The sequence below is a fragment of the Halococcus qingdaonensis genome (genome assembly GCF_024508235.1).
Lineage (GTDB): Archaea > Halobacteriota > Halobacteria > Halobacteriales > Halococcaceae > Halococcus > Halococcus qingdaonensis.
On the sequence record NZ_CP101943.1, the window covers coordinates 1,252,137 to 1,274,362 of the forward strand.

A 22,226-nucleotide genomic window follows, 5' to 3' on the forward strand; every position below is an offset into this window, starting at 1 on the left:
ACCGTCGTCTCAGTCGTCCTTCGTCGTGATGTCGGCCGAGAGACCCTGCGCCATCTGGATGCCCTCGGCATTGTTGAGCGTCCACGCGGTGCGCTCGGTGACGGCTTCGATGATCTCGCGCGCGCTCGGGTAGCCGTTGCCCGACTTCTTCACGCCGCCGAACGGGAGTTGGATCTCCGCGCCGATGCACGGCAGGTTGCCATAGGCGAGCCCGATCTCGGCGTTGTCGCGGAAGTAGTTGATCTCGTGGTAGTTCTCCGAGATGATCGCCCCCGCGAGCCCGTACTCGGTGTCGTTGTGGATCTCGACGGCTTTCTCGATGTCGCCCGAGTAGGGCATGAGCGCGACGTGCGGGCCGAACACTTCTTCGTGAGTGACGCGGAGATCGGCCTCGGGATCGGCCTCGTAGACGAACGGTCCGATCCAGACGCCGTCCTCGTGGCCCTCGGGGATCTCCTCATCGTCGAGTTCCGTGCGGTCGACGAGCACCTCGACGTCCTCGTCGTGAGCGAGTTCGTTGTAGTCGGTGACTTTCTCCTTGTGTTCGTCCTCGATCAGCGGCCCCATGAACGTGTTTTCGTCCAAGGGGTCGCCGACGGCGACGTCCTCGGCGATGTCGACGAACTGCTCCTTGAACTCGTCGTAGATATCCTCGTGGACGATGATGCGCTCCGAGGAGACACAGCGCTGGCCCGTCGTCTTGAACGAGCTCATCACCGCCGAGTGAACGGCCGTCTCCATGTCGGCCTCGTCGGTGATCACGATGCCGTTCTTGCCGCCCATCTCGCAGGCCGCGAGCTTGCCGGCCTCGCTGCCGGTCTTACCCATGATCTCGTGGCCGACCTCGGCCGAGCCGGTGAACAGCACGGTCTCGACGCGGTCGTCGTCGACGATCGCCTCGCCGGCGTCGCCGTAGCCCTGCACCATGTTGAACACGCCGTCGGGGATCCCGGTGTCGGCGAACATCTCGGCGATGACCTGGCCACACCAGGGCGTCTGTTCGGCGGGTTTCCACACCACGGTGTTGCCCTCGACCAGCGAGACGGCCATGTGCCAGAAGGGAATGGCGACCGGGAAGTTCCACGGTGTGATACAGCCGATCACGCCGCGGGGTTTGCGGCGCATGTAGGCGTCTTTGCCGGCGATCTCCGAGGGGACGACGTCGCCGTGGGGGTGGCGGGCGTCGCCGGCGGCCCACTCGACCATATCCCAGGCCTCGTTGACGTCGGCTTTCCCCTCCGAGATCTCCTTGCCACACTCCTTGGAGACGATCTCGCCGAGCTCCTCGTGGCGCTCCTTGAGCTCGTGGTAGATCTCCCAGAGATACTCCGCGCGGTCGACGTACGAGAGCGCTGACCACTCCTCGAAGGCGTCGTCGGCGGCCGCGAGCGCACGGTCGACGTCCGCGTCCGTGCCGCGCTGGAACTCGCCGAGGCTCTCGCCCGTCGCGGGATTAGTGCTCTCGAAGCTCTCTGTGCCGTCGCCATCGATCCATTCGCCGTCGACGTAGTGTTGGGACGGCTCGCTGAGCTGTTGACTCATCTCGGCAAGAATTGCGACCGCCGGGTACAAAAACGTCGCGCTGTCCGAGTGTGTCACCCACCAGCAGGACACGATCGAGCAGCAGTCGGTCGTTTACGGCATCAGTACAGACAGACGGGCTGGTCGAACGACGTTCGCGAGACGACGTGCGAGCCCGATCTCCGGATAGAGCGTTTCACACTGTCACACACTATACTATCGAACAGTGTATGGAAACCCTTATCATGAAAGTTGAGTAGTGTATCGTGCACATATGGTTGCACTTATCGGGTTGGTCGTCGGCGTACTCGTCCTGTTCAGTGTGGGCTATATCGGCTATTCACGCTATCTCGCCCAATTCATTGGGCTCGACGAGGACGCCGAGACGCCGGCACACAAATACGAGGACGGACAGGAGTACGTTCCGGCGAAGAAACCCGTCCTTCTTGGTCATCACTTTTCGAGTATCGCGGGCGGCGCACCGATCGTCGGCCCGATCACCGCGGGCCTCCTCTGGGGCTGGCTGCCGGCCGTTCTCTGGATCGCCATCGGCAACCCGCTGATGGGCGCGGTCCACGATTTCGTCTCGCTCTCAGGCAGTCTCCGCCACGAGGGCCGATCGATCGGCTCGATCATCGGCGAGTACGTCGGCGAGGAGAGCAAGGACCTCCTGCTCTGGTTTGCCTTCCTCACGATCATCCTCGTCGTCGCGGTGTTCGCCTACGTCGTCGGACTGGTGTTCCAGGAGTACCCGAGCGCCGCGACCGCGAGCATGCTCTACTGTGCTGTCAGTCGTCAATTGAAGGATATAGCCGCTTCAGTTTGATTCGGGCATCGTCGGTCGTGAACCGCCAGTCAATGTCGGTATCATCGCTGTTTCGTTCCTTCTTCCACGCGGCGACCTCCTGACGGAGCGTCGCCGCGTCGGGGATGCGTCTGTCGAGACACTGCTGCTGGAGCGTATTGAACTCGATTTCCGCCATATTGAGCCAGCTACCGTGTACTGGCGTGAAGTGAAATTCGAGCTTGTCGAGTATCCGCCGTGCTTCAGCTGGATCGAAATACTCGTAGAAGGCTGCCGGCTTGTGCGTGTTGAGGTTGTCCAGCACCACCCGGATGCAGTCCGCATCCGGGTAGTGCTGATCAACGAGGTGCTGCATGAAGTGAACCCAGTCTTCAGTGGTTCGGCGATCTTTGACCCTCACCGCTCGCCAGCCGGCAAGCGGTTCGGAGGCCAGAAACAGGTTCTTGGTGCCGTTACGCTCGTACTGGTAGTCTTCGCGGGCAACCGTGCCCGGCTGAGCCGGGCGCGGTTGCTCGACCTGCTTGAGTAGCTGTTTGGGATGCTCGTCGAAACAAACGAGAGGCCGGTCTGGGTCGTATGGTTCGCGGTAGAGTGAGAGGACGTCCTCCATGTGGTAGATGAACTCGGTGTCTTGCTCTGGCGGGATCACCCATTGCTTGGATCGGTGAGGCTGTAGCTCGTTTTTTTGAGGACTTGACGCACGGTTTCGTGAGAGACTGATTCGTGATCGATCTCGTCGAGGACAACAAGTTTGTCGGAGAGAAGACGGAGCGTCCAGCGAGCGCGCCCGTCGGGCGGCTCGCTGGTAGCAAGGGCAATGAGATGAGCTTCGTCCTCACCGTCGAGTTTGCGTTCGTAGGTGCGGTCAGGATTTTTGCGTTCGATGGCATCAAGCCGGTCGCGTTCGTGGAACTTTTTCCGGGTTCGCCACGCTGTAGCTGGGCTACAGCCGAGTGACTCGGCGATATCCGAGTCACTCTTGCCGTCGTCTGCTTGGAGTAGGATGCGCGCACGAGTAATCTTCTGTGCTCGGTGAACGCCGTGGGATGTGATCGCGTTGAGAGTGTCGCGTTCTTCTTCGGTCAGCTCGATCGGGTACGTTGACTGGCTCATTGCCATACCGTATTGATGCGCAGTAAGATAGCATTTTCAGTTTATAGTTGACGACTCACTACGTGGGGCTGACCGCACGCGCGTACATCACGGAGCCCTCGCGCGGGAAGTACGTCCACACCCTCTCGGCGTGGGTACAGGCGGTCAAGGAACGCTTCGACGCCGAGGGGATCGACATGCCGTACCCCTACACCGAACTCACGGGCGGTATCGACGTCGAGAACATCGCCGAGGTCGACCAGGCCCGCGCCGACGACTGATTCGCTACGACCCGAGATCGAGGCGGTCTTTCGCCTCGTCGATCGCCGCGTCGACGCGATCCTGGAACTCCTCGACGGATCGTTCGACGTAGCGGACGCGATCGCGCGGGATTCGCCGAATGACGTCGTTGCCGTCGTCATCCTCGCCGGTTTTCACCTGCCAGTGATCGTCGAAGTAGACGATGTGTTCGTTGTCGACGTCGATACTCACTTGCTCGCCGTCGAGCCCTTCGTAGACGATCGTCGCGCGCCCGAGCTCCGGATCGGGAAGATCGATATCCGTCATCAGCGGGGATACGCAAACCGTTCACAAAAGGATGGTCCCTGCATGGCTCGACGGCAGTCGGGACGAGAGGCGAGCTACACCAACACCCGTTCGAGATCGACCACGGTTCCCGATTCCATCCCGGGATCGCCGACGAGTCGCCCGAGACAGACCACCGCGCCGTCGGGCGTGTAACACGCGACCAGCGGCTCGTCGGCGTCGTCCGGACGGTCGTCGATCCCGAGCACGCCGGGCGCGTAGACCGGTGCGCCCTCGGCGACCTCGTGGGCGGCGCTGGGGGCGATCTCTACACGCGGGAGATGAGTGAGCGCGCGTTCGGCCGGCTGGACGGTGTCGAGAAGCGTTCCTGGATCCCCGTCGTCGGCGAACGCGAGCGCGTCCGTGAGGTCGTGCATGCTCACGAGATCCGTATCGTCGAACGGCGTCGTCCCGACCCTCCGGAGATCGCCCATGTGCGCGCCGGTGCCGAGCGCGCGCCCGAGATCGTGACAGAGCTTTCTGACGTAGGTGCCGCTCTCGCAGCGGATGCGGAGGAGCACACGTCGTTCCTCGACTTCGATCGCCGTCAGCTCCGACAGCCGGCGAGTGCGCAGCCGTCGGGCGACGGCGCTCTTTTTCGGCGGTTTCTGGTAGATCTCGCCCTCGAACTCGGCGAGTACGTCGTCAAGACTCTCGGGTGCCCGTCCGTGCAGTTCGAGCACGGCCACGTACTCCTTTTCGCCCTCCAGGAAGACCTGTGCGAGGCGCGTCGCGTCGCCGAGCAGGATCGGCAGACAGCCCGTGACCTTCGGATCGAGCGTGCCCGCGTGTGCCGCGCGATCGGTCCCGACGAGATCGCGCACCCAGCCAGTGACCTGATGAGCTGAGGGCCCCGGCGGTTTGTCGAGGTTGACGACGCCGAAGGAGAGACGCTCCTCGGCGGTTCGGTCGGCCGGCGCGCCGCGCATCAGCGCTCGAAATCGACGGCGACGTTCACTTGCCCCTCGTCGGCCGCCGGATCGTAGGCCGTACACGCCTTCGCGAGCACGTCGACGATGGCGTCCGGTCCCCAGCGCGCGGTACTCAACGAGAGATCGTAGATCGAGCGGTCGTCGATGTCGATGTCGTAATACTCCTGATAGCGCTGGGCCTCGCTCGCGGCGCGGGCTTCGGTTTCCTCACGGGCGACGTCGATCGATTTCTCCTCGCGATCGGCGATGCGCGCGACACGAACGGACAGCGGTGCGTCGAGCCAGATCCTGAGATCGGCGTACTCGCCGGCCATCCAGCCCGCCAGCCGGGATTCGAGCACGACGTCGTCGCGCTCCTCCGCGATCGTCAGCTGGCGACGATCGAGTGCCCGGTCGATGGCGTCGTCCTCCTCGGCGCGGCGGTTGAGTTCGAGCGCCGTCAGCCCGCGTTCGTCGGCGACCGTCCGAAAGATATCGCCGCCGCTGATGTGTTCGTAGGAGAGTCGGTCGGCGAGCGCCGCCGCCGTCGTGGATTTGCCGACGCCGGCCGGCCCGGACACGGTGACAAACATGCCGTGTCTCGGTCCGGGGCGGTACAAAGGGGTTGTGGCTCCCGCTCAGGTCGACGGCGTCGTCGTGAGGTTGAGCGATTTCTGGATGATCTGGCGGAAGGAGATGGAGATGAGGAAGTACCAGACGAGCCAGACCCAGACGAAGCCACCGATCTGCTCGGTCAGCTCCATGCGCCCGAGCATCGGCAGGACGATCGACCGCTCGGCCGCGACGATGTGCTCGGCACCGCCGCCGCGGACGCCCGTCTTCCAGTACATCCAGACGAACACCGGGATGGTGAGCAGCAGGATCCAGACCATCGGCCGGAACTGCTCCTTGAACATGCCGAGCTGATCGCTCATCGCGTCCATCTGCTCCTCCTGAATCCGGTCGAGCGCGGCGTCGTCACCGCGCTCTTTGGCCTCCTTGCGGCGCTCTTGGATGTCGTTCATCTGTTCTTGGATCGCGCCCATCTTCTCGGTGTTCATCAGGTTCGACTGGAGCAGCACCGAGTAGAGCCCGGTGAGCACCGAGAGGATGATGACGACGGCATAGAACGGCAACACGGCGTCGAACGGGCCGAAGATGACGTCCGCTGCCTGTCCGACCGCGTTGCGGATCGGCATGACCGCGTAGGCAGGAAACAGCGAGAGCGCCGCGAGCCCGGCGAGTTTATCGTAGGTCGACCAGCCGGAATCCTCGTCCTCGGCGTCGGTCTCGACGGAGTCGTCGCCGAGCGCCGCACGGATCTCGTCGGGGTTCGAGACCGCGAAGCCGTCGCCGTCGGCGTCGTGGAGGATGCCGGTCTCGATGAGTCGGCCCCACTGTCCGCTCGTGAGGTCGTCGCTGACGTCGGCCCATCTGATGGTGTGGGTGCCGCCGTCGGGTGTCGGTTCGTCGGCGGCGTGGCCGGATCGGTCGAGCACCACCGTGAGCGCCTCGGCGAAGGCGGGGTCCTCGGCGACCAGCGAGCGCGCTTTCTCGCCTGTTCGTCCCATTTCCGTCCTCTATAGCGTGCGCGCTAATCAACCTTTTACTTCGCTAGCCGTTTCGAACCGATTCCGATAACCGCTCAGACCGCCGCGTCGATCGTCTCGCGCAGCTCTTCCCAGACTTCCTCAGGTGTGGCCTCGCCGTCGATCTCCTCGAGCACGCCCGCCTCGCGGTAGTAGTCCACGACCGGCTCGGTGCTCTCGTGATAGACGTCGATCCGCTCTTTGACCGTCTCCTCGGTGTCGTCTTCGCGCTGGATCAGCGCGCCACCGCACTCGTCACAGACGCCCTCCTCTTCGGGCGGGTTGAACTCGACGTGGTAGTTCGCGCCGCAGTCGTCACAGACTCGTCTTCCAGTCAGGCGCTCGACGAGTTCGGAGTCGCTCACCGAGAGCAGACAGACCACGTCGAGAGTGGTGATATCAGCGAGATAGTCGGCCTGTTCGGTGTTGCGTGGGTAGCCGTCGAGCACGTAGCCCGCACCGTCCGAGAGCGCCTCGGCGACGATCTCGTTGACCACCGGGTCGGGGACGAGCTCGCCGGCGTCCATGAACTCACGAGGTGTGCCGTAGTCGGTCTCCATGTCCTTGTTCGCCCGGAGCGCGTCGCCCGTCGTCACATGTGGAACGTCGTACTCGTCGGCGACGTTCGCGCTCTGTGTCCCCTTCCCTGCGCCCGGCGGCCCGAGCAGCAGGACGTTGGGTTGGTCATCGCTCATACTCCCGGTTCGGAAGGGAGGGTAAAAGGTTTGTAGATACCGTCTCCGTTTGCGCGGCGCACACAGCGGCCCGCTTTTCACCGCGAGCGGCGAACCCGATCCATGACCCGCTTCGATGCCGCAACCGAAGAACCACGAAGGGAGCTGTTCGCCGACGCGATCCGTGCTCACGAGGAACGCGAGAGCGCGTTCCTCACCGTCGAGACGGAGACACAGGACGAGGAGGAGCGATCGCCGTGGCTCCAGTTCGCGGACGGGATCCTGAACGTCGACTGTACGGACGACGAGCTCGATCGAGTGAAAGAGCTGCTGAACGACTATCCCGCCTTCCGCATCGACGAGCTCGAAAGTCCCGAGGATGTCGACGGGACGAACGTCCGTATCGCGGCGCGGGCCGATCCCGAACGCGTCGCCGAGTTCGCCGATCGACTGTTCACCGGGGTCTACGAGCGACCCGCTGACTATCGGGCGTGGATCGCGGCCGTCTAAACGTCGTCGTCGCTGATGCCCGGTGCGTCGGTCACATCGACCTCGTCGGGTTCGTCCTGCCCGCCGACGAGCAGTTCGCCGTCCGGCCCCTCGACGTAGACGTCGTCGGCGAACCCACCCTTGGTGTAGCGATGGGAGTCGTCGTCGAGTTTCTCGGGCGTCGACGGTGCCTCGGGGACCCCGCCTGCGGGGGCGAACGTGCCGAGCGGGTCGTCGATAGTGATGGCAAACGTCTCGAAGAACTCCCGATAGCGGTCGTAGTGGGCGTCGAGCTCGTCGGGCGGGATCTCCATCATCTCGGTCCAGCCGTGGTTGTAGAAGTCGAAGTTCGCCTGGACGTGCGTGATCTCGCGCGCGGCGGCCTCGGTGTAGTCGGCTTCGAGAGCGGCGACATAGCTATCCATCGCCGCCTCGAAGAAGGCGTCGAGATGCTCGCGGCGCTCGTCGGCACGGGCGGGATCGGCCTTGCCGGTGAACACGCGCGTGTGGAGATCGACGAGCTTCCCGGTCGCGAACTCGCCGACGACGGGCATCGTGAGCGCCTGTTTGGCCGCGAAGTGACGGACCGACTGCTGCAGTTTCATGGATACAAGTCGGGGCGCGAGCCACATCAACGCACCGCCTGCGGACGGAACGGCCCGTTTTTCGGTTGCATCGTATCCACGATGCCGTGCACGAACCGAAACTAATTTGAATGAACGGTCAGTATATATCAGTGAAGATGAACGGAATCGACAACAGCGTGGCGCTGGTGACCGGTGCGGGAGCAGGAATCGGCAGGGAAACGGCCGAGCGGTTCGCCCGCGAGGGCGCGTCGGTCGTCGTCTCGGATATCGACGTCGACGCGGGCGAGGAGACGGTCGAACGGATCGAGGACGAGGGCGGCACCGCGGCGTTCGTCGAGGCGGACGTCAGCGATTCGGACGCCGTCGCGGCGATGGTCGAGGCGACCGTCGACGAGTTCGGCGGGCTCGACTACGCGGTGAACAACGTCGCGGCCGGTGCCCCGGCGGCGCGCACCGCCGACATCGACGAGGACGACTGGGATCGCGTCGTGGCGATCGCCCAGAAGGGGACGTGGCTCGGGATGAAACACGAGATCCCCGCCATCCTGGACGGCGATGACGACGGAGCGGTCGTCAACGTCGCCTCGATCGCCGGCATCGAGGCCAGCCCCGGGCGGACGCCCTACGCCGCGAGCAAACACGGCGTCGTCGGACTGACCCGCTCGGCCGGCGTCGAGTATGCGACCGAGGGGGTTCGGGTCAACGCCGTCTGTCCGGCCGTCGTTGAGACGGCAGCGATCGAATCGCTCTCGCCCGAGGAGCGCGACCAGGTCACCGCCGACGTGCCGATGGATCGGCCGGCACAGCCCGAGGAGATCGCGAGCGCGATCGTCTGGCTCTGCTCGGACGACGCCTCGTTCGTGACCGCCCACGCGCTCCCCGTCGACGGCGGCGAAACGCAGGGGTAGACGGGCAGCAACGCCGTCGCGTGCAGCTGAGCGTCGTTCCCGCCGGACGGCTTCGTGGATAGCAATTCACATTACCCCGGGGTGCCGAACTCGTTCCATGACCGCCTCGTACGTCATCATCGGCGACGGTATCGCCGGCAGTTCGGCGGCCGAAACCGTTCGCGAGGACGCGCCCGACGCCGACGTCACAGTAATAACCGACGAGGGCGAAGCGCTCTACAACCGCATTCTCATCAAGGAGTTCGCCAAGGGGAAACTGCCCGAGGCACCGATGTCGATCCACCAGCCCGACTGGTACGACGAGCGCGACATCGACCTCCGGCTGAACACGTTCGTCACCGACATCGACACCGACGCTCATACCGTCGACACCCACGAAGGCGAACAGTTCGACTACGACAAACTGCTGCTCGCGACCGGCGGCACGCCCGTCCAACTGCCCGTTCCGAACTCCGACGCCGAGGGTATCCATCACTTCTGGACGTTCGAGGATGCGCGCGCCATCGCCGAGCGCGCCGAGGCGGCCGACAACGGCGTCGTCGTCGGTGCGGGCCTGCTCGGCATCGACTTCGCGGCCATCTGCGGTGCACAGGACGTCGAGGCCCACTATCTGATGCGCGGCGAGAACTGGTGGCGGTACGCGCTCTCGGACGACGGTGCCGAGATCATTCACGGCGCGCTCGAGGACAACAACGTCACACCCGTCTTCGACAGCGGCGTCGATCGCTTCGAGACAGACGACGCAGGCCACGTCAGCGCCGCCGTCACGCCCGACGGCGACCGCTACGGCTGCGAGTTCGCCGGCGTCGCCATCGGGCTCGACTTCAACCTCGAACTGCTCCAGAACACAGACATCGAACTCGACGACGGCGTCGTCGTCGACGAACACATGCAGACCTCCGTCGATGACGTCTACGCCGCCGGCGACCTCACGCGCTACTACGACACGATTCTGGACGAGTACGCCCAGAACGGTTCCTGGGGCAGCGCCAAGGAGCAGGGATCGATCGCCGGCGAGAACATGGTCGCCGATAGTGAAGAAGCCACGTTCCGCTGGGTATCGTCCTACTCGATCACACACTTCGACTTCCCGTTCCTCTCCTTTGGCCATCCGACGCTCGGCGACGATCACGCCGAGGCGAAGTTCTCGGACACGGAGTGGCGACGGGTCGCGTTCAAGGACGGCAAGATCGTCGGCGGCGTGCTCATCGGCGATCTCGCACCCCAGAGCAAGTACAAGAAGCTCATCCGCGAGGAGCGCGTCGTCGCCGACCAGAAGGACGTGCTGATGCAGGAGGAGGTCGACCTCGACGAGCTCGCACCCGCCGCCGAACAGTAGTCGCATCGAAGGCGTTTTCCTCGCTGCTGTCCCAGCAGCGGTATGGAAGGCGGGAGCGGCGATATGACATTAGCGTTCGAACTCAGTGCGCTGGAGGCACTCTCGGAGCCGACCGACGTGTTCTCGGGCGCGCGCCGCTGGACGGAGTACGTCGGCGTGATCTCCGAGCAACCCACGTACGTCGTGACGAACTTCACGCGGAAGAACCGCATCCGACAGGACTTCTTCTCCGGCCCGCGCGGGCGGCGCGAAAGCCTCGAAAACGTCAAACAGCAGTTCGACACCGAGCGCCACGTCTTCGTCGGCATGGACGACGATGACCGGGAACTCGCCGACGAACTCGACTGGGAGTATCTCCCCGTCGAGGACGCGGCCGACGCGGCCGGCTGGACGCTCGACGACGGTGACGACGAGGACCCCACGATCGACACCGAATCGCGCGACGACTGGCCGTAGTCGGCCGAAGGGAACCATTTAATATCCGATCGGACGGGTTCGGAACATGACGCTCGATATCGACGTCGCGATCAGACGCGGCTTCTCGCGGACGTTCACCCGCAACGGGCTGCTGCTGATCGGGGCCTTTCTCGTCTTCGGGCTCGTGAGTGCGGTGCTCGTCCAGACGGCGAGCCTCCAACTGGTCGAGCGACTCAACGATCTCGCGGCACAGACACCCACACCGGGCCCTGGCACGGGTGGCGGAGCGGGCACGCCCCCGCACACAGCGGATGATCCCGCCGGGGCTCAGCCGCTCGCGCTGCCGATCCCGCTGATCGTCGCCGCACCACTCGCGGCGCTCACGCCCTTCATCGGCGAGGCATTGCGCATCATCGCCGTCCGGACGCTCGTGAGCGAGCACACCGACTCGATTCCGCGCGCGTTCGCACGCGAAAACATCGTCTGGGCGACGCTGAACGGTTTCTTTGGTGGGATCGTCGTCGGATTTATCATCATTATCGGCGGGATCGTCGGACTGATCGGGCTGCTCATCGGCGGCCCGCTCGTCGCGGCGTTTTTCGCCACCTCGTTTTTCTTCGTCCGCCAGGAGATTGCCGTCGAGAACAAGAATTTTATCGACGCGCTGACCGATAGCTGGCGGCTGACGAGCGGCCACCGCATCGGCCTGTTCGCGCTCGCCGTGGTCATCTGGCTCATCGGTCTCGTCGTCTCGATCCCCGGCACCGCGATCGGCTTCCTCGCCGGCGCTGGGTCGCCGGGGCTGGCGACGATCGCAGTCACGATCGTGAGCGTCGCGCTGGGTTCGGTCACGACCGTCTTCGGCATCGCCGTCGCGGCCCGTGCGTACGATCAGCTGCGCGCCGAGCGCGACGCTCCCGACGAGCGCGCGACGCCGTAGCCCGACGGTGGCCACCCACGGAGTTTAACCGCACGCCGCGCCAACCGTTCGTATGTCCGAGCCACGCGTCCCCGGCGCTCGCGGGGGCGAGGTGTCGCTGCCGTGTGGCGAGTCGGTCGCCGTTGCGGAGCTCGATATGGGCGTGCGCGAGTTCGACTGTGACTGCGGCGCGCGCCACGCCGTCGTGATGGACGTCCACCCGCCGAGCCGGTTCGTCCCCGAATCGCTCGTCGCGATCCTCCGCGAGACGATCGACTCCACCGACGGCGAGGAGTTCGACACGATGCATCTGATGGGCGTCGTCTTGGAGGAATTCCCCGAGAAGATCGTCTCCGAGGACGTCTCCGAGGACAGCAGTGTCGGCTACGCGCTGCTGTGGATCGCCGACTTCGACGCGCGCCGCCTCCACGAGATCGTCGTCGAACTCGTCGTCGAGTTGATGGAACACGCGGTGAGCCACGCCGACGACGCGGCGACCGAGAGCGAGTTCGAAGAGCAGATGCACGCCTTCGACGTCGAGGAGTTCGTCGATCGCTATCGCCGCGAGCGCGACTTCGAGCACGAGACCGACACCCCGGCCTGAAATTCTTGTACTCGTCCGAAAACGCCGACGTTCGCGTCTGACAGTCGTCTGACGATATGTTATCCGTCCCGCCGACATAGATCGCGTATGCAGTTCCGCCGTGGCGAGTTCGAGCGGATTCGGACGGTGCTCGCGGAGGCGAACGACGACGACGAGCCGCTGACGGCACGCGAGATTCACGACCGCCTCGCTGCACGCGACGTGGCGCTCGACAGCCCTCACCGCGTAGCCACCGTGCTGGGACGGCGGGCCGACGCCGGCGATATCGAAGTCATCGAGAGCCAGCCCTACCGCTATCGACTCGTCGATTCGCCGTAGTATCCCGGTGGCCGTTTTTTCTGCTCACTCACAGTTCGATCAGTAGCGTCCCGCTACCGCACCGCCACAGCCCACATACCTCCCCAGCCGATTCGCTCGTCGCTACGCTCCTCGCTCATCCACCGTCAGAGCGAAGTCGTTCGGGAGAGCGAAGCTCTCCCGTGATGACGGAAGACGCGAAGCGTCTTCCGAACCACTCTGACGAGCCTGCACTCGCGTGCTCGTGCAGACCTCGCGCAATGTTCGCGCTCGTGCGCTCGCTATTGTCTGCTCACGGGCGGCTTCGCCGCCCGTTCGCACGGCCAGCGGGACCTTCGGTCCCGCCCGGCTCGCACACGAGCGCGAGTGCGCGCCGATGGGATTAGCAATCAGTGTACCGTGGCGTGGCAGAATTTGCTTCGAAAATCGAAACTCAGCTACGCATCTCGCAGTGTATCGTCGGGCTTATTACGATGTGCGAACTGGCGTGGGTAATGAGCGACGAGGACAGAACGATACTGTTGATCGGTAGCGGTCCAATCCAGATCGGACAGGCGGCGGAGTTCGATTACTCGGGCGCGCAGGCCTGTCGCGCGCTCGCCGAGGAGGGGGCCCGAGTCGTCCTCGTCAACTCGAACCCGGCGACGATCATGACCGATCCGGAGATGGCCGACGCGGTCTATATCGAACCCATCACGACCGAGGCCATCAGCGAGATCATCGAGAAAGAGCGCCCGGACGGCGTCATCGCGGGACTGGGCGGTCAGACGGGACTCAACGTGACCGCCGAACTCGCCGAAGAGGGCGTTCTGGAGGAGTACGACGTCGAGATCATGGGGACGCCGCTGGACACGATCTACGCGACCGAGGACCGCGACCTGTTCAAGGAGCGGATGAAGGAGATCGGCCAGCCGGTGCCCGCCTCGACGACCATCACCCTCGACGAGGGCGAGTCGGTACAGGGACTCACGGAGGTAGACCTCACTGAGCGCGTCGACGAGGCCGTCGCATCGGTGGGCGGGCTGCCGGTCATCTCCCGGACCACCTACACGCTCGGCGGGAGCGGGTCGGGCGTCGTCGAGGAGCGCGAGGAGTTGTACGAGCGCGTGCGGAAGGGACTTCGGCTCTCTCGGAACAGCGAAGTCCTGATCACCGAGTCGATCGCGGGTTGGGTCGAGCTCGAATACGAGGTGATGCGCGACGCCGACGACTCCTGTATCGTCATCTGCAACATGGAGAACCTCGACCCGATGGGGATTCACACGGGCGAGTCCACGGTCGTCACGCCCTCGCAGGTCATCCCGGACGACGGCCATCAGGAGATGCGCACCGCGGCGCTCGACGTGATCCGTGATCTCGGCATTCAGGGCGGCTGTAACATCCAGTTCGCCTGGCGCGACGACGGGACACCCGGCGGCGAGTACCGTGTCGTCGAAGTGAACCCTCGCGTCTCGCGCTCGTCGGCGCTCGCCTCTAAGGCGACGGGCTATCCCATCGCGCGCATCACGGCGAAAGTCGCGCTCGGCAAGCGTCTCCACGAGATCGACAACGAGATCACCGGCGAGACGACCGCCGCCTTCGAGCCGGCGATCGACTACGTCGTGACCAAAGTCCCGAGATGGCCAAACGAGAAGTTCCGCGACGTCGAGTTCGAGCTCGGCACGGCGATGAAGAGCACGGGCGAGGCGATGGCGATCGGGCGCACCTTCGAGGAATCACTCTTGAAGGCGCTGCGCTCGACCGAGTACGAACCCGACGTCGACTGGGCAGGAATGGACGACGCGACGCTCGAAACGAAGTTCTTGGAACGGCCGACGCCCGATCGCCCATACGCGATGTTCGAGGCGTTCGACCGTGGCTACTCGGTCGAGAAGGTCGCCGAACTCACCGGGATCAAATCGTGGTACGTCGAGCGGTATGCGAACATCGCCGAGGCAGCAGGGAAAGCGGCCGACGGCGAGTTCGAGGCGGCCGCCGCGGTCGGCTTCACCGATCAGGAGGTCGCGGCGATGGCTGCCGGCGACGATGCGATGACGCGTGCCGACGGCAGCGGCGCGGTCGAGGTCGACGACGCCACTGTCGATGAAGTGGGTGCGAACGCCCCGGATCGTGACTTCAAACAGGTCGACACCTGCGCGGGCGAGTTCGCCGCCTCGACGCCGTACTACTACTCCGCGCGCGAACCGGAATTCGGCGGCGACTCGGCACTCGCGACCGACGAAGTGCGCGTCGACCGCGACGTCGAGAGCGTCGTGATCGTCGGCGGCGGCCCAATCCGCATCGGCCAGGGCGTCGAGTTCGACTACTGTACCGTGCACGCCGTGCGCGCGCTCCGCGAGCAGGGTATCGACGCCCACGTCGTCAACAACAACCCCGAAACCGTCTCGACCGACTACGACACCTCGGATGGGCTCTTCTTCGAGCCGATCACCCCCGAAGAGGTCGCCGACGTCATCGAATCGACCGATGCCGACGGCGTGATGGTCCAGTTCGGCGGCCAAACGTCCGTGGACATCGGGCGCGGGCTCCAGGCCGAACTCGACCGGCGCGGTCTCGACTGCGACGTCCTCGGCACGACCGTCGAGGCGATGGACCTCGCCGAAAACAGAGATAGATTCAACCATCTCATGGACGAGCTGGGTATCGCCCAGCCGGCCGGTGGCGCGGCCGAAAGCGAGGCCGAAGCGCTCGATCTCGCCCACGAGATCGGGTACCCAGTGTTAGTCCGCCCGAGCTACGTCCTCGGCGGGCGCGCGATGGACGTCGTCCACGACGACGACGGTCTCCGCCAGTACGTCGAGGAGGCCATTCATGTCAGCCCCGACCAGCCCATCCTCATCGACGAGTTCCTGGAAGGCGCGGTCGAGCTCGACGTCGATGCCGTCGCCGACGGTACTGATGTGCTCATCGGCGGGATCATGGAACACGTCGAATCGGCCGGCGTCCACTCGGGCGATTCGGCCTGTATGATCCCGCCCGAATCGCTCGACAGCGAGGTGCTGGGACGTGTGCGCGAGGTCGTCGAGGACATCGCGCAGGCGCTCGAAACCGTCGGGTTGCTCAACGTCCAGCTCGCGGTCAAGGACGACGAGGTGTTCGTCCTGGAGGCGAATCCGCGCTCTTCCAGAACCGTGCCCTTCGTCTCGAAGGCGACCGGTGTCCCCATCGCGAAGCTCGCCGCCCAGGTGATGGCCGGGACACCGCTCGCCGATCTCGATACGGCCGAGCAGGTACCCGAGCAGACGAGCGTCAAGGAAGTCGTCCTGCCGTTCGATCGTCTGCCGGGCAGCGATCCCCGCTTGGGTCCGGAGATGAAGAGTACGGGTGAGGTGATGGGAACGGCAGGAAGCTTCGGGAAGGCCTACGACAAGACCCAGACCGCAACGAGCAAGCCGATCCCCGACACGGGAACGGCGGTCGTCGATCTCGCCGACGCGGAGTTCCCCGATCCCGACAGCGACGCGGGGCACGCACTCCGTGATGGGTTCGCCGAGCGCTTCGAGCTCGGCGAGTTCGACGATCTCCCGCAGGCTATCCGCGACGGCGACGTCGATCTCGTGATCTCGCGCGAGCGCGCGGCGCTCGAAGTCTGCGTCGAGGAGGACGTCACCTACTTCTCGACGACAGCCAGCGCCGAGGCGGCGCTCGACGCGCTCGCGGCCCGCGCGGAGGACTCGGCGGTCGCGGCGGTGAGCGAGCGGCCGACGACCGCGCGCGAGTGGGGCAACTGAGGTAATCGACGCGTGAGTGCGTAACGTTCGCGGCACAACTATTTGTCGGCTGCCGAGAAACAACCGGCGAATGAGCCGTCTCGCCCTGTTCGGTGCGATCCATTTCGATCGCCGCTCGAAGGTCGCCGACGAGCTGTCGGCGTTCGTCGCGAGCGAGGATGCAGAGGCGGTGTTCGTCGAGTGGCCCGAACACCCGCTCTCGCGGCTGACGGCGCTGCGCGCGCTGCTCGCCGTCCCGCTGCTCGTCCTCGGCGGGATCGCCCTCGATCTCGTCCGTGCGCCGTACTATCTGCTGTTCAACCGCCGTCTCGATTCGACCGAGCATATCGTCGCCGCACAGCTCGACTGTCCGGTTCACACGGTCGACCGACATCCCTGGACGCTCATGGCCACGGCGGGGCCGCTCGCGATCGTCCTCAACTGGGTGGCGCTGCTCGCATTTCTCGCGATCGCACCGCTCGCCACAGGGATCACGATCGCCGCTCTTCTCGTCGCCGGCGTCGCGATCCGGGTTATCACCCGATGGGACAGGACGGGTGGCGTGCTCGCCGGTGCGGTCGCGCTCGTTGTCCTGATCGGCGGAAGTGTCGTCGTGGATCCATTCCTCGGTGGGTTCGCACTCGCACTCACTGCGCTGCCCGTCGCCACCGCGGCCGCACTTGCCGTGAGCACGAACACGACCGTCACCGTGGCGACCCGCATCCCGGTGCTTGTCGTCGTGGTCGCGATGGCCCTCGCCGCCGAGTCGCTCGTCGGGTGGTTCGTGCTGACGGCGTTCCTCGCCTTCTCGATGTTCGTCACTCGGACGCTCGATACGCGCAACGAACACATGGCCAAGCGGATCGCGACGATCACCGACGAGGAGGGTTACGACGCGGCCGTTCTCGTGACCGGCATGGCCCACCTCTCCGGGATGGTCGACCACGCGAGCGCTGCAGAACTGACCGTCGAGCGGGCGTATCTGCCCCGGTGGCTCCGCGCGCCGGGACGGATCGAGGAGATCTCACCGGCCGAAGCTGGTGAGAGTGTGGCGACGACCGATACCGTCTCCACGGAGCTCGGCTCCGCGGGCGCGCGGGCGGCTGCGAGCGTCGTCGATTTCGTCGCGCTCGGCGTGCTGGGGTGGATTCCCGCGTTCGCGCTCGGCGCTGTGACGCGGACGCTGTTCGACGACTTTCTCGTGGGGGTCATCGCTGGGATCGTTCTCACGCCGCTGGCGTACTACGTGCTGCTCGAAGCGCGCTACGGGCGGACGCTCGGCAAACAGCTCGAAGGGCTGATCGTCGCCGATGCCGACGGACCGCCGGCCTCGCTCCGGGCGTGTCTCCTCCGGAACCTGCTGCGACCGGTCGATTTCATCGTGTTCTACCTGCTCGGGTTCGTTCTCGTGCTGGTGACCGATCGCGATCAGCGCCTCGGCGATCTCGTCGCCGGAACGGAGATCAGAGTGAGACGTTAGTCGGCGGTCGCCGCGACGCGCGTGGTCCCCGCGAGTTCGAGGACTTCGTCGAAGAAATCGAGCGAGTCGTGCGGGCCGGGGTTCGCCTCGGGGTGGTACTGGCGGGTGAGGACGCCGAGCTCGCCGCTTTCGAGCCCCTCGGGCGTGTCGTCGTTGACGTTGATCTGTGTGACGTCGAGCTCGCCCGGCTCGGTGACGGCGTAGCCGTGGTTCTGGGTGGTCATCACGACCCTGTCGCTGTCGAGATCGCGGACGGGCTGGTTCACGCCGCGGTGGCCGAAGGCCATCTTCGCGGTGCTGCCACCGAGTGCCCGCGCGACGACCTGCTGGCCGAGACAGATGCCGGCGATCGGGAGATCGCCGACGAACGTGTCGACGAGTTCCTGTGCGGCATCGAAGTTGGCGGGATCGCCCGGGCCGTTCGAGAGGAAGAGCAGGTCGGGATCGATCTCGCGCACGTCCTCGGGCGTCGCGTCGTAGGGCAGGACGGTGACGCTCGCGCCGCGATCGAGCAGCGAGGAGACGATCGAGCCCTTCGCGCCGCAGTCGATCAGCGCGATCTCGTACTCGCCACCCTCGTGACGGACCGGCTCGCTGACGCTGACGTCCGCACCGATGTCGACGTGCTCGCTCATCCCCTTGCACTGTTCGAGCTGTTCGCGTGCGGCCTCGGGGCTGGCGTCGGGCCCGGCGGCGATGCCACACTCCATCGCGCCCTCCTCGCGGAGTTCGGTCACGACGTCCCGTGTGTCGAGGCGGTCGAGCGCGGGCACGCCCGTTTCGGTGAGCCACTCCGCCACGTCGTCGGTGAGTTCGCGGGCGACTACTGCAGTGGGCTGGACGTTCTCGGATTCGAAGCGCTCGTCACGCACCCCGTAGTTCCCGATGAGCGGGTACGAGAACGTGAGTATCTGCTGGGCGTACGAGGGATCGGTGAGACTCTCCTCGTAGCCCGTGTACGCCGTCGTGAACACCAGTTCGCCGCGGGCGGTGCCCGGCGCGCGCGAGCGTCCGGTCAGCACGATGCCACCCTCGATGGCGACGTAGGCCTCTTCCATTACGATATGCGTACAGACGCACCCCTAATAACCGTTGTGTTCGAAACAAAGTTACGATATTCGTAATCATGAAGTGTCGGCCGGCGATAGGGGAGGGATGGACGACCTCGACCGCCGGATTCTGGACGTGCTCCGACGGGACTCCCGAACGCCCTATACCGAGATCGCCGCACAGGTCGGCACCTCCGAGGGAACGGTCAGGAATCGCGTCGAGCGACTCATCGAGGACGACACGATCGAGCGGTTCACCGTGACCACCCGCACGGGAAATATCAAGGCGATGATCGAGGTGAGCGTCGCCGTCGACGTCGACACCTCGGCGGTCTCCGAGCGGATGGCCGAGTGGCCCGAGGTCGATTTCGTCTGGCAGGTCTCGGGCGAGGAGGACGTCGTACTGATCGTCGACGCGGCCGACACGAGCGCCGTCAACGATCTCATCACGGAGGCGCGCGAACTCGACGACGTCATCTCGACGAAGACAAGACTCATCCTGGACGAACGGCGCGAATGAGTCGGGTCGTATCAGAAATTCGATGAACTAGGTGGAGAAAACACGTTAGAGCAAACGAGGAGCCAGACCGCAAACACTGCCAGCGGTAGCGAGCCGATCACGCCGGTCACTGCGGGACCGAGAAGTCGACTCGGATCGTTCTGCGTGAACAGCAGCATGATGCCGGCGTTCGCGTTGATCGCAGCGTGACCGATGACGGCGGGCCAGACACTGTTGCCCCGCAGCGTCACCCATCCAAGGAACACGCCGGCGACGACAGTAAAATACACCATCGCAAGGCTACCGAGCAGCGGCGTTTCGGGATAGTTGTATCCCAGCACGATCAGCGGCCAGTGCCAGACGCCCCAGATCACTCCCGACAGCAAGATGGCCCGACGACCGCCGAGAGGGAGGAGTTTCGGTAGCAGATACGCCCGCCAACCGAACTCCTCACCGAACGTGGCCACGCAGTTGACTGCCGTGTTGATCGTGGGGGCAGCCACTGCCGCGATGAGTGCGAGTTCCCGTGGTTCGATCGGGAGTTCCGTCCCCTGTGTCACTCCAAGTGTCTCACCCACGGCACTCAGCGTTGGGTCGAAAAATTCCGGAAACAGCACAAAGAAAACCGTCGCCCCGAGATAGAGCAGGACCGGCGGCACGACCCACGCGACGGCCCACCACCGCCAGTGACGTCGTCGCGGGCGCAGAGCCAGTCCATCCCAGCCCTCACCGGTAACGAGTCGTGTGAGAACGTTTGCTATCGCCGGTGAAAACATGTAGCCGGTGACGACGAGCACGAGCCAGAGCCGAACACCGGCGAACACCATCGGGCTCTCGGAGCCGATACCGCCGGTCATGGAGACGATCACACCGATCGTCCACGAGATCCCGAAAGCAAACAGTACGAACAGCCCCACACGCCGCCACTCCACGTCGCCATCGTCGGATCCTGTCGCCATCGGGAACGCGTCCCGGTCCGAGCGTTTCGTCTTCGATGTCGTCATACGTCTTCGTGAATGGCCCGACCGATATACTCAGGGTACCGTCAATCGTCCTCCGGCGGCGTTCCGACGCCGGGCGTCGCCCAGTCGGGCGTGTCGAGCTGATCCTTCTCGGCATGGACATACCGATAGAGTCGACCGATGAGCCGGTAGGGGAGCCAGTCGGCGACGCGGGGCTCGACACGCCCGTCGCGAATGGCCGCGACGACGTTTTCGGGCGTCGGCTCGTCGACATCGACCGCGGTGTAGGCGCGCCCGACCTCGACCGGGTAATGAGCGTCGCTCCCCCCGGTCATCGGCAGCTCGTACTGCTCGGCCAGACGCTCGACCCACTCGCGGGTCCGGGGATGTTTGCCGTTGACCTCGATGGCGTCGAAAGCCGCATCGACCTCCCTCACTGTGGAGTTACGGTACGGATGGGCGATGATGGCCGCACAGTCGCGTTCGTGGGCGATGTCGACGACTTCACCGGGTGTTAGCTCGCCGGGATCGGTCTCGTTCGGGGGATCGGGCCCGACCACGAGCACGTGCCCTCGTGTGGTCGAGACCTCGATGCCAGGGAGCACGGCCACGCCAGCGATCCCGTCGTCGAACGCGCGGTAGTAGTCGTGGTTGGTGGTGGCGACCCCGTCGAGACCGCGCGCCCGCGCGACCCCCGCGAGCAGTCGGCCGCCGAGCGGGTCGTAGACGTCGCCAAGCCGTCGATGACCGTGAAAAAAGCGCGTGTGCGCGTGGAGATCGATGCGGTACACGGCCGAACGCGGTGTCGGTAGGCCTTTGCTGTTGCGACGTGAGGTCGTTACATGACCACGGCGGGATCGTCGCTCCGCTCCGACGGCGGGACGGACGCGCGCGAACTCATCTACAATCCGCTCAGCGGGAGCGCCGATCACACGGACGAGATCTACGACTATGCCGACGAATACGGCGTTTCGGTCCGGGAGACGAGCGAGAGCGGTGACGCCATCGATCTCGCCCGCGAGAGTGACGCCGACTATCTCGGGGCCGCCGGCGGCGACGGCACCGTTCACGAGGTCGTGCGCGGACTCCACGAGGCCGACGCCTTCGATTCGACCGTCGTCGGCGTCGTCCCGACGGGCACCGGCAACAACTTCGCGGGCAACATCGGCGTCGAGAGCATCGCGGACGGTTTCGAGGTGCTCGACGGCGGCGAGACACGGGAGATCGACCTCGGCATCGCCAACGGGCGGCCGTTCGTCAACTCCGCCATCGCGGGCCTGACCGCGGACGCGAGCTCCGAGACCACCTCCGAGATGAAGGACTCGCTCGGCGTGCTCGCCTACGTCGTCAACACCGTCCAGACGGCGACCGATTTCGACGGGCTCCCGCTCGAAATCGAGACCGCCGCCGGCGACGACGCCTGGAGCGGCGACGCGGCGTTCGTCCTCGTGGGCAACGGCCGACGCTTCCCCGTCGAGGGGCGCACCCAGGCCGACATGGAGGACGGTCGGTTCGAAATCACCGTCATCGAGGACCGGCCGACGGGACAACTCGTCGGCGAAGCGACGCTCCGGCGACTGCTCGGCAGCGACACCGCGAACATCACCCGGCTCGAAAGTTCGTCCCTGTCGATCTCGGTTCGTGAGGACGATCCGGGCACCTTCAGCCTCGACGGCGAGATGCTCTCGGCGCGCGAACTCGACATCGACGTCGACGCGAGCGCACTCTCGATCCGCGTCGGCGACGGCTACGAGCCCGACCCGCCGGCGATCGACGAGCAGTAGGCCGC

23 protein-coding genes and 1 pseudogene are annotated in these 22,226 nt (G+C 65.2%); 13 read left to right on the forward strand and 11 right to left on the reverse strand.

All coding sequences use genetic code 11. The features are described 5' to 3' along the window. Window positions 1-9: 9 nt before the first annotated feature. The gene (locus NO363_RS06525; RefSeq protein ID WP_256687774.1) at window positions 10-1,542 is read right to left on the reverse strand and encodes an aldehyde dehydrogenase family protein; all 1,533 of its coding nucleotides are present in this window, start codon (window positions 1,540-1,542) and stop codon (window positions 10-12) included. A 253-nt stretch (window positions 1,543-1,795) separates the two neighbouring features. On the opposite strand from NO363_RS06525, the pseudogene NO363_RS06530 reads away from it, so the two are divergent. After that, window positions 1,796-2,314, forward strand: a pseudogene (locus NO363_RS06530) (carbon starvation CstA family protein); the annotation flags it as partial. Here the strand turns inward: NO363_RS06530 and NO363_RS06535 are convergent. Next, window positions 2,310-3,439, reverse strand: a protein-coding gene (locus NO363_RS06535) for an IS630 family transposase (protein WP_256686327.1) whose coding sequence is annotated in 2 segments (ribosomal slippage) — window positions 2,310-3,013 and window positions 3,013-3,439 — 1,131 coding nt in all. Because the reading frame shifts where the segments join, the coding sequence is not laid out codon by codon here. The pseudogene NO363_RS06530 and the gene NO363_RS06535 sit on opposite strands and share 5 nt — an antisense overlap. Window positions 3,440-3,501: 62 nt before the next feature. On the opposite strand from NO363_RS06535, the gene NO363_RS06540 reads away from it, so the two are divergent. After that, window positions 3,502-3,699: a hypothetical protein gene (locus NO363_RS06540; protein ID WP_256687775.1), complete on the forward strand. Its 198-nt coding sequence runs from the start codon at window positions 3,502-3,504 to the stop codon at window positions 3,697-3,699. Between the two features lie 4 nt (window positions 3,700-3,703). Here the strand turns inward: NO363_RS06540 and NO363_RS06545 are convergent, their stop codons facing one another. The 5 genes from NO363_RS06545 to NO363_RS06565 form a co-directional block, all read right to left on the reverse strand. Then, a complete protein-coding gene (locus NO363_RS06545; RefSeq protein ID WP_256687776.1) occupies window positions 3,704-3,985 on the reverse strand; it encodes a hypothetical protein in 282 nt (93 codons plus the stop codon). Window positions 3,986-4,059: 74 nt separating this feature from the next. Then, window positions 4,060-4,932, reverse strand: coding sequence for an RNA-guided pseudouridylation complex pseudouridine synthase subunit Cbf5 (locus NO363_RS06550; protein ID WP_256687778.1), 873 nt, complete (start codon window positions 4,930-4,932; stop codon window positions 4,060-4,062). Beyond that, on the reverse strand, window positions 4,932-5,507 hold the full coding sequence (gene cmk, locus NO363_RS06555; RefSeq protein ID WP_256687779.1) for a (d)CMP kinase: 576 nt from the start codon (window positions 5,505-5,507) through the stop codon (window positions 4,932-4,934). The genes NO363_RS06550 and cmk overlap by 1 nt, the downstream gene beginning before the upstream one ends. A gap of 45 nt (window positions 5,508-5,552) precedes the next feature. Then, a complete protein-coding gene (locus tag NO363_RS06560) occupies window positions 5,553-6,485 on the reverse strand; it encodes a DUF106 domain-containing protein (RefSeq protein WP_256687781.1) in 933 nt (310 codons plus the stop codon). Window positions 6,486-6,559: 74 nt separating this feature from the next. After that, window positions 6,560-7,198 carry an adenylate kinase gene (locus NO363_RS06565; RefSeq protein WP_256687782.1) on the reverse strand — a complete coding sequence of 213 codons (639 nt, stop codon included), beginning with the start codon at window positions 7,196-7,198 and terminating at the stop codon, window positions 6,560-6,562. A 102-nt stretch (window positions 7,199-7,300) separates the two neighbouring features. Here NO363_RS06565 and NO363_RS06570 point away from each other — a divergent pair, with 102 nt between their 5' ends. Continuing rightward, entirely contained in the window at window positions 7,301-7,687 is a 387-nt protein-coding gene (locus NO363_RS06570; RefSeq protein WP_256687784.1) for a DUF7975 family protein, read from the forward strand. Here NO363_RS06570 and NO363_RS06575 read toward each other — a convergent pair. Beyond that, entirely contained in the window at window positions 7,684-8,271 is a 588-nt protein-coding gene (locus NO363_RS06575) for a DUF6149 family protein (protein WP_256687785.1), read from the reverse strand. The two genes, NO363_RS06570 and NO363_RS06575, sit on opposite strands and share 4 nt — an antisense overlap. Window positions 8,272-8,408: 137 nt before the next feature. Between NO363_RS06575 and NO363_RS06580 the strand changes: the two genes are divergently transcribed. From NO363_RS06580 to NO363_RS06615, 8 genes are all read left to right on the forward strand, one after another. Further along, a complete protein-coding gene (locus tag NO363_RS06580) occupies window positions 8,409-9,161 on the forward strand; it encodes an SDR family NAD(P)-dependent oxidoreductase (RefSeq protein ID WP_256687786.1) in 753 nt (250 codons plus the stop codon). 97 nt (window positions 9,162-9,258) lie between these two features. Continuing rightward, a complete protein-coding gene (locus NO363_RS06585; RefSeq protein ID WP_256687787.1) occupies window positions 9,259-10,500 on the forward strand; it encodes an NAD(P)/FAD-dependent oxidoreductase in 1,242 nt (413 codons plus the stop codon). Window positions 10,501-10,542: 42 nt separating this feature from the next. Further along, window positions 10,543-10,956 (forward strand): DUF7124 domain-containing protein, encoded by a 414-nt coding sequence (locus tag NO363_RS06590; protein WP_256687788.1) that lies wholly within the window; start codon window positions 10,543-10,545, stop codon window positions 10,954-10,956. A gap of 46 nt (window positions 10,957-11,002) precedes the next feature. Further along, window positions 11,003-11,857 carry a DUF7847 domain-containing protein gene (locus NO363_RS06595; protein ID WP_256687790.1) on the forward strand — a complete coding sequence of 285 codons (855 nt, stop codon included), beginning with the start codon at window positions 11,003-11,005 and terminating at the stop codon, window positions 11,855-11,857. A 52-nt stretch (window positions 11,858-11,909) separates the two neighbouring features. Next, on the forward strand, window positions 11,910-12,440 hold the full coding sequence (locus NO363_RS06600; RefSeq protein WP_256687791.1) for a DUF5815 family protein: 531 nt from the start codon (window positions 11,910-11,912) through the stop codon (window positions 12,438-12,440). A gap of 87 nt (window positions 12,441-12,527) precedes the next feature. Beyond that, on the forward strand, window positions 12,528-12,758 hold the full coding sequence (locus NO363_RS06605) for a helix-turn-helix domain-containing protein (protein ID WP_256687792.1): 231 nt from the start codon (window positions 12,528-12,530) through the stop codon (window positions 12,756-12,758). A 473-nt stretch (window positions 12,759-13,231) separates the two neighbouring features. Beyond that, complete coding sequence (gene carB / locus NO363_RS06610; protein ID WP_256687793.1) at window positions 13,232-16,468, forward strand: carbamoyl-phosphate synthase large subunit; 3,237 nt, start codon at window positions 13,232-13,234, stop codon at window positions 16,466-16,468. A 70-nt stretch (window positions 16,469-16,538) separates the two neighbouring features. Continuing rightward, on the forward strand, window positions 16,539-17,927 hold the full coding sequence (locus tag NO363_RS06615) for an RDD family protein (protein WP_256687794.1): 1,389 nt from the start codon (window positions 16,539-16,541) through the stop codon (window positions 17,925-17,927). On the opposite strand, the gene carA is transcribed toward NO363_RS06615, so the two are convergent. Beyond that, window positions 17,924-18,985, reverse strand: coding sequence for a glutamine-hydrolyzing carbamoyl-phosphate synthase small subunit (gene carA, locus NO363_RS06620; protein WP_256687795.1), 1,062 nt, complete (start codon window positions 18,983-18,985; stop codon window positions 17,924-17,926). The two genes, NO363_RS06615 and carA, sit on opposite strands and share 4 nt — an antisense overlap. A gap of 97 nt (window positions 18,986-19,082) precedes the next feature. Between carA and NO363_RS06625 the strand changes: the two genes are divergently transcribed. Beyond that, window positions 19,083-19,496: an Lrp/AsnC family transcriptional regulator gene (locus NO363_RS06625; protein WP_256687796.1), complete on the forward strand. Its 414-nt coding sequence runs from the start codon at window positions 19,083-19,085 to the stop codon at window positions 19,494-19,496. Between the two features lie 11 nt (window positions 19,497-19,507). Here the strand turns inward: NO363_RS06625 and NO363_RS06630 are convergent, their stop codons facing one another. Continuing rightward, complete coding sequence (locus NO363_RS06630; protein ID WP_256687797.1) at window positions 19,508-20,434, reverse strand: CPBP family intramembrane glutamic endopeptidase; 927 nt, start codon at window positions 20,432-20,434, stop codon at window positions 19,508-19,510. An 86-nt stretch (window positions 20,435-20,520) separates the two neighbouring features. Then, on the reverse strand, window positions 20,521-21,228 hold the full coding sequence (locus NO363_RS06635; RefSeq protein ID WP_256687799.1) for a CehA/McbA family metallohydrolase: 708 nt from the start codon (window positions 21,226-21,228) through the stop codon (window positions 20,521-20,523). Between the two features lie 51 nt (window positions 21,229-21,279). Here NO363_RS06635 and NO363_RS06640 point away from each other — a divergent pair, with 51 nt between their 5' ends. Beyond that, a complete protein-coding gene (locus tag NO363_RS06640) occupies window positions 21,280-22,221 on the forward strand; it encodes a diacylglycerol/lipid kinase family protein (protein WP_256687801.1) in 942 nt (313 codons plus the stop codon). The last annotated feature ends 5 nt before the right edge of the window (window positions 22,222-22,226 follow it).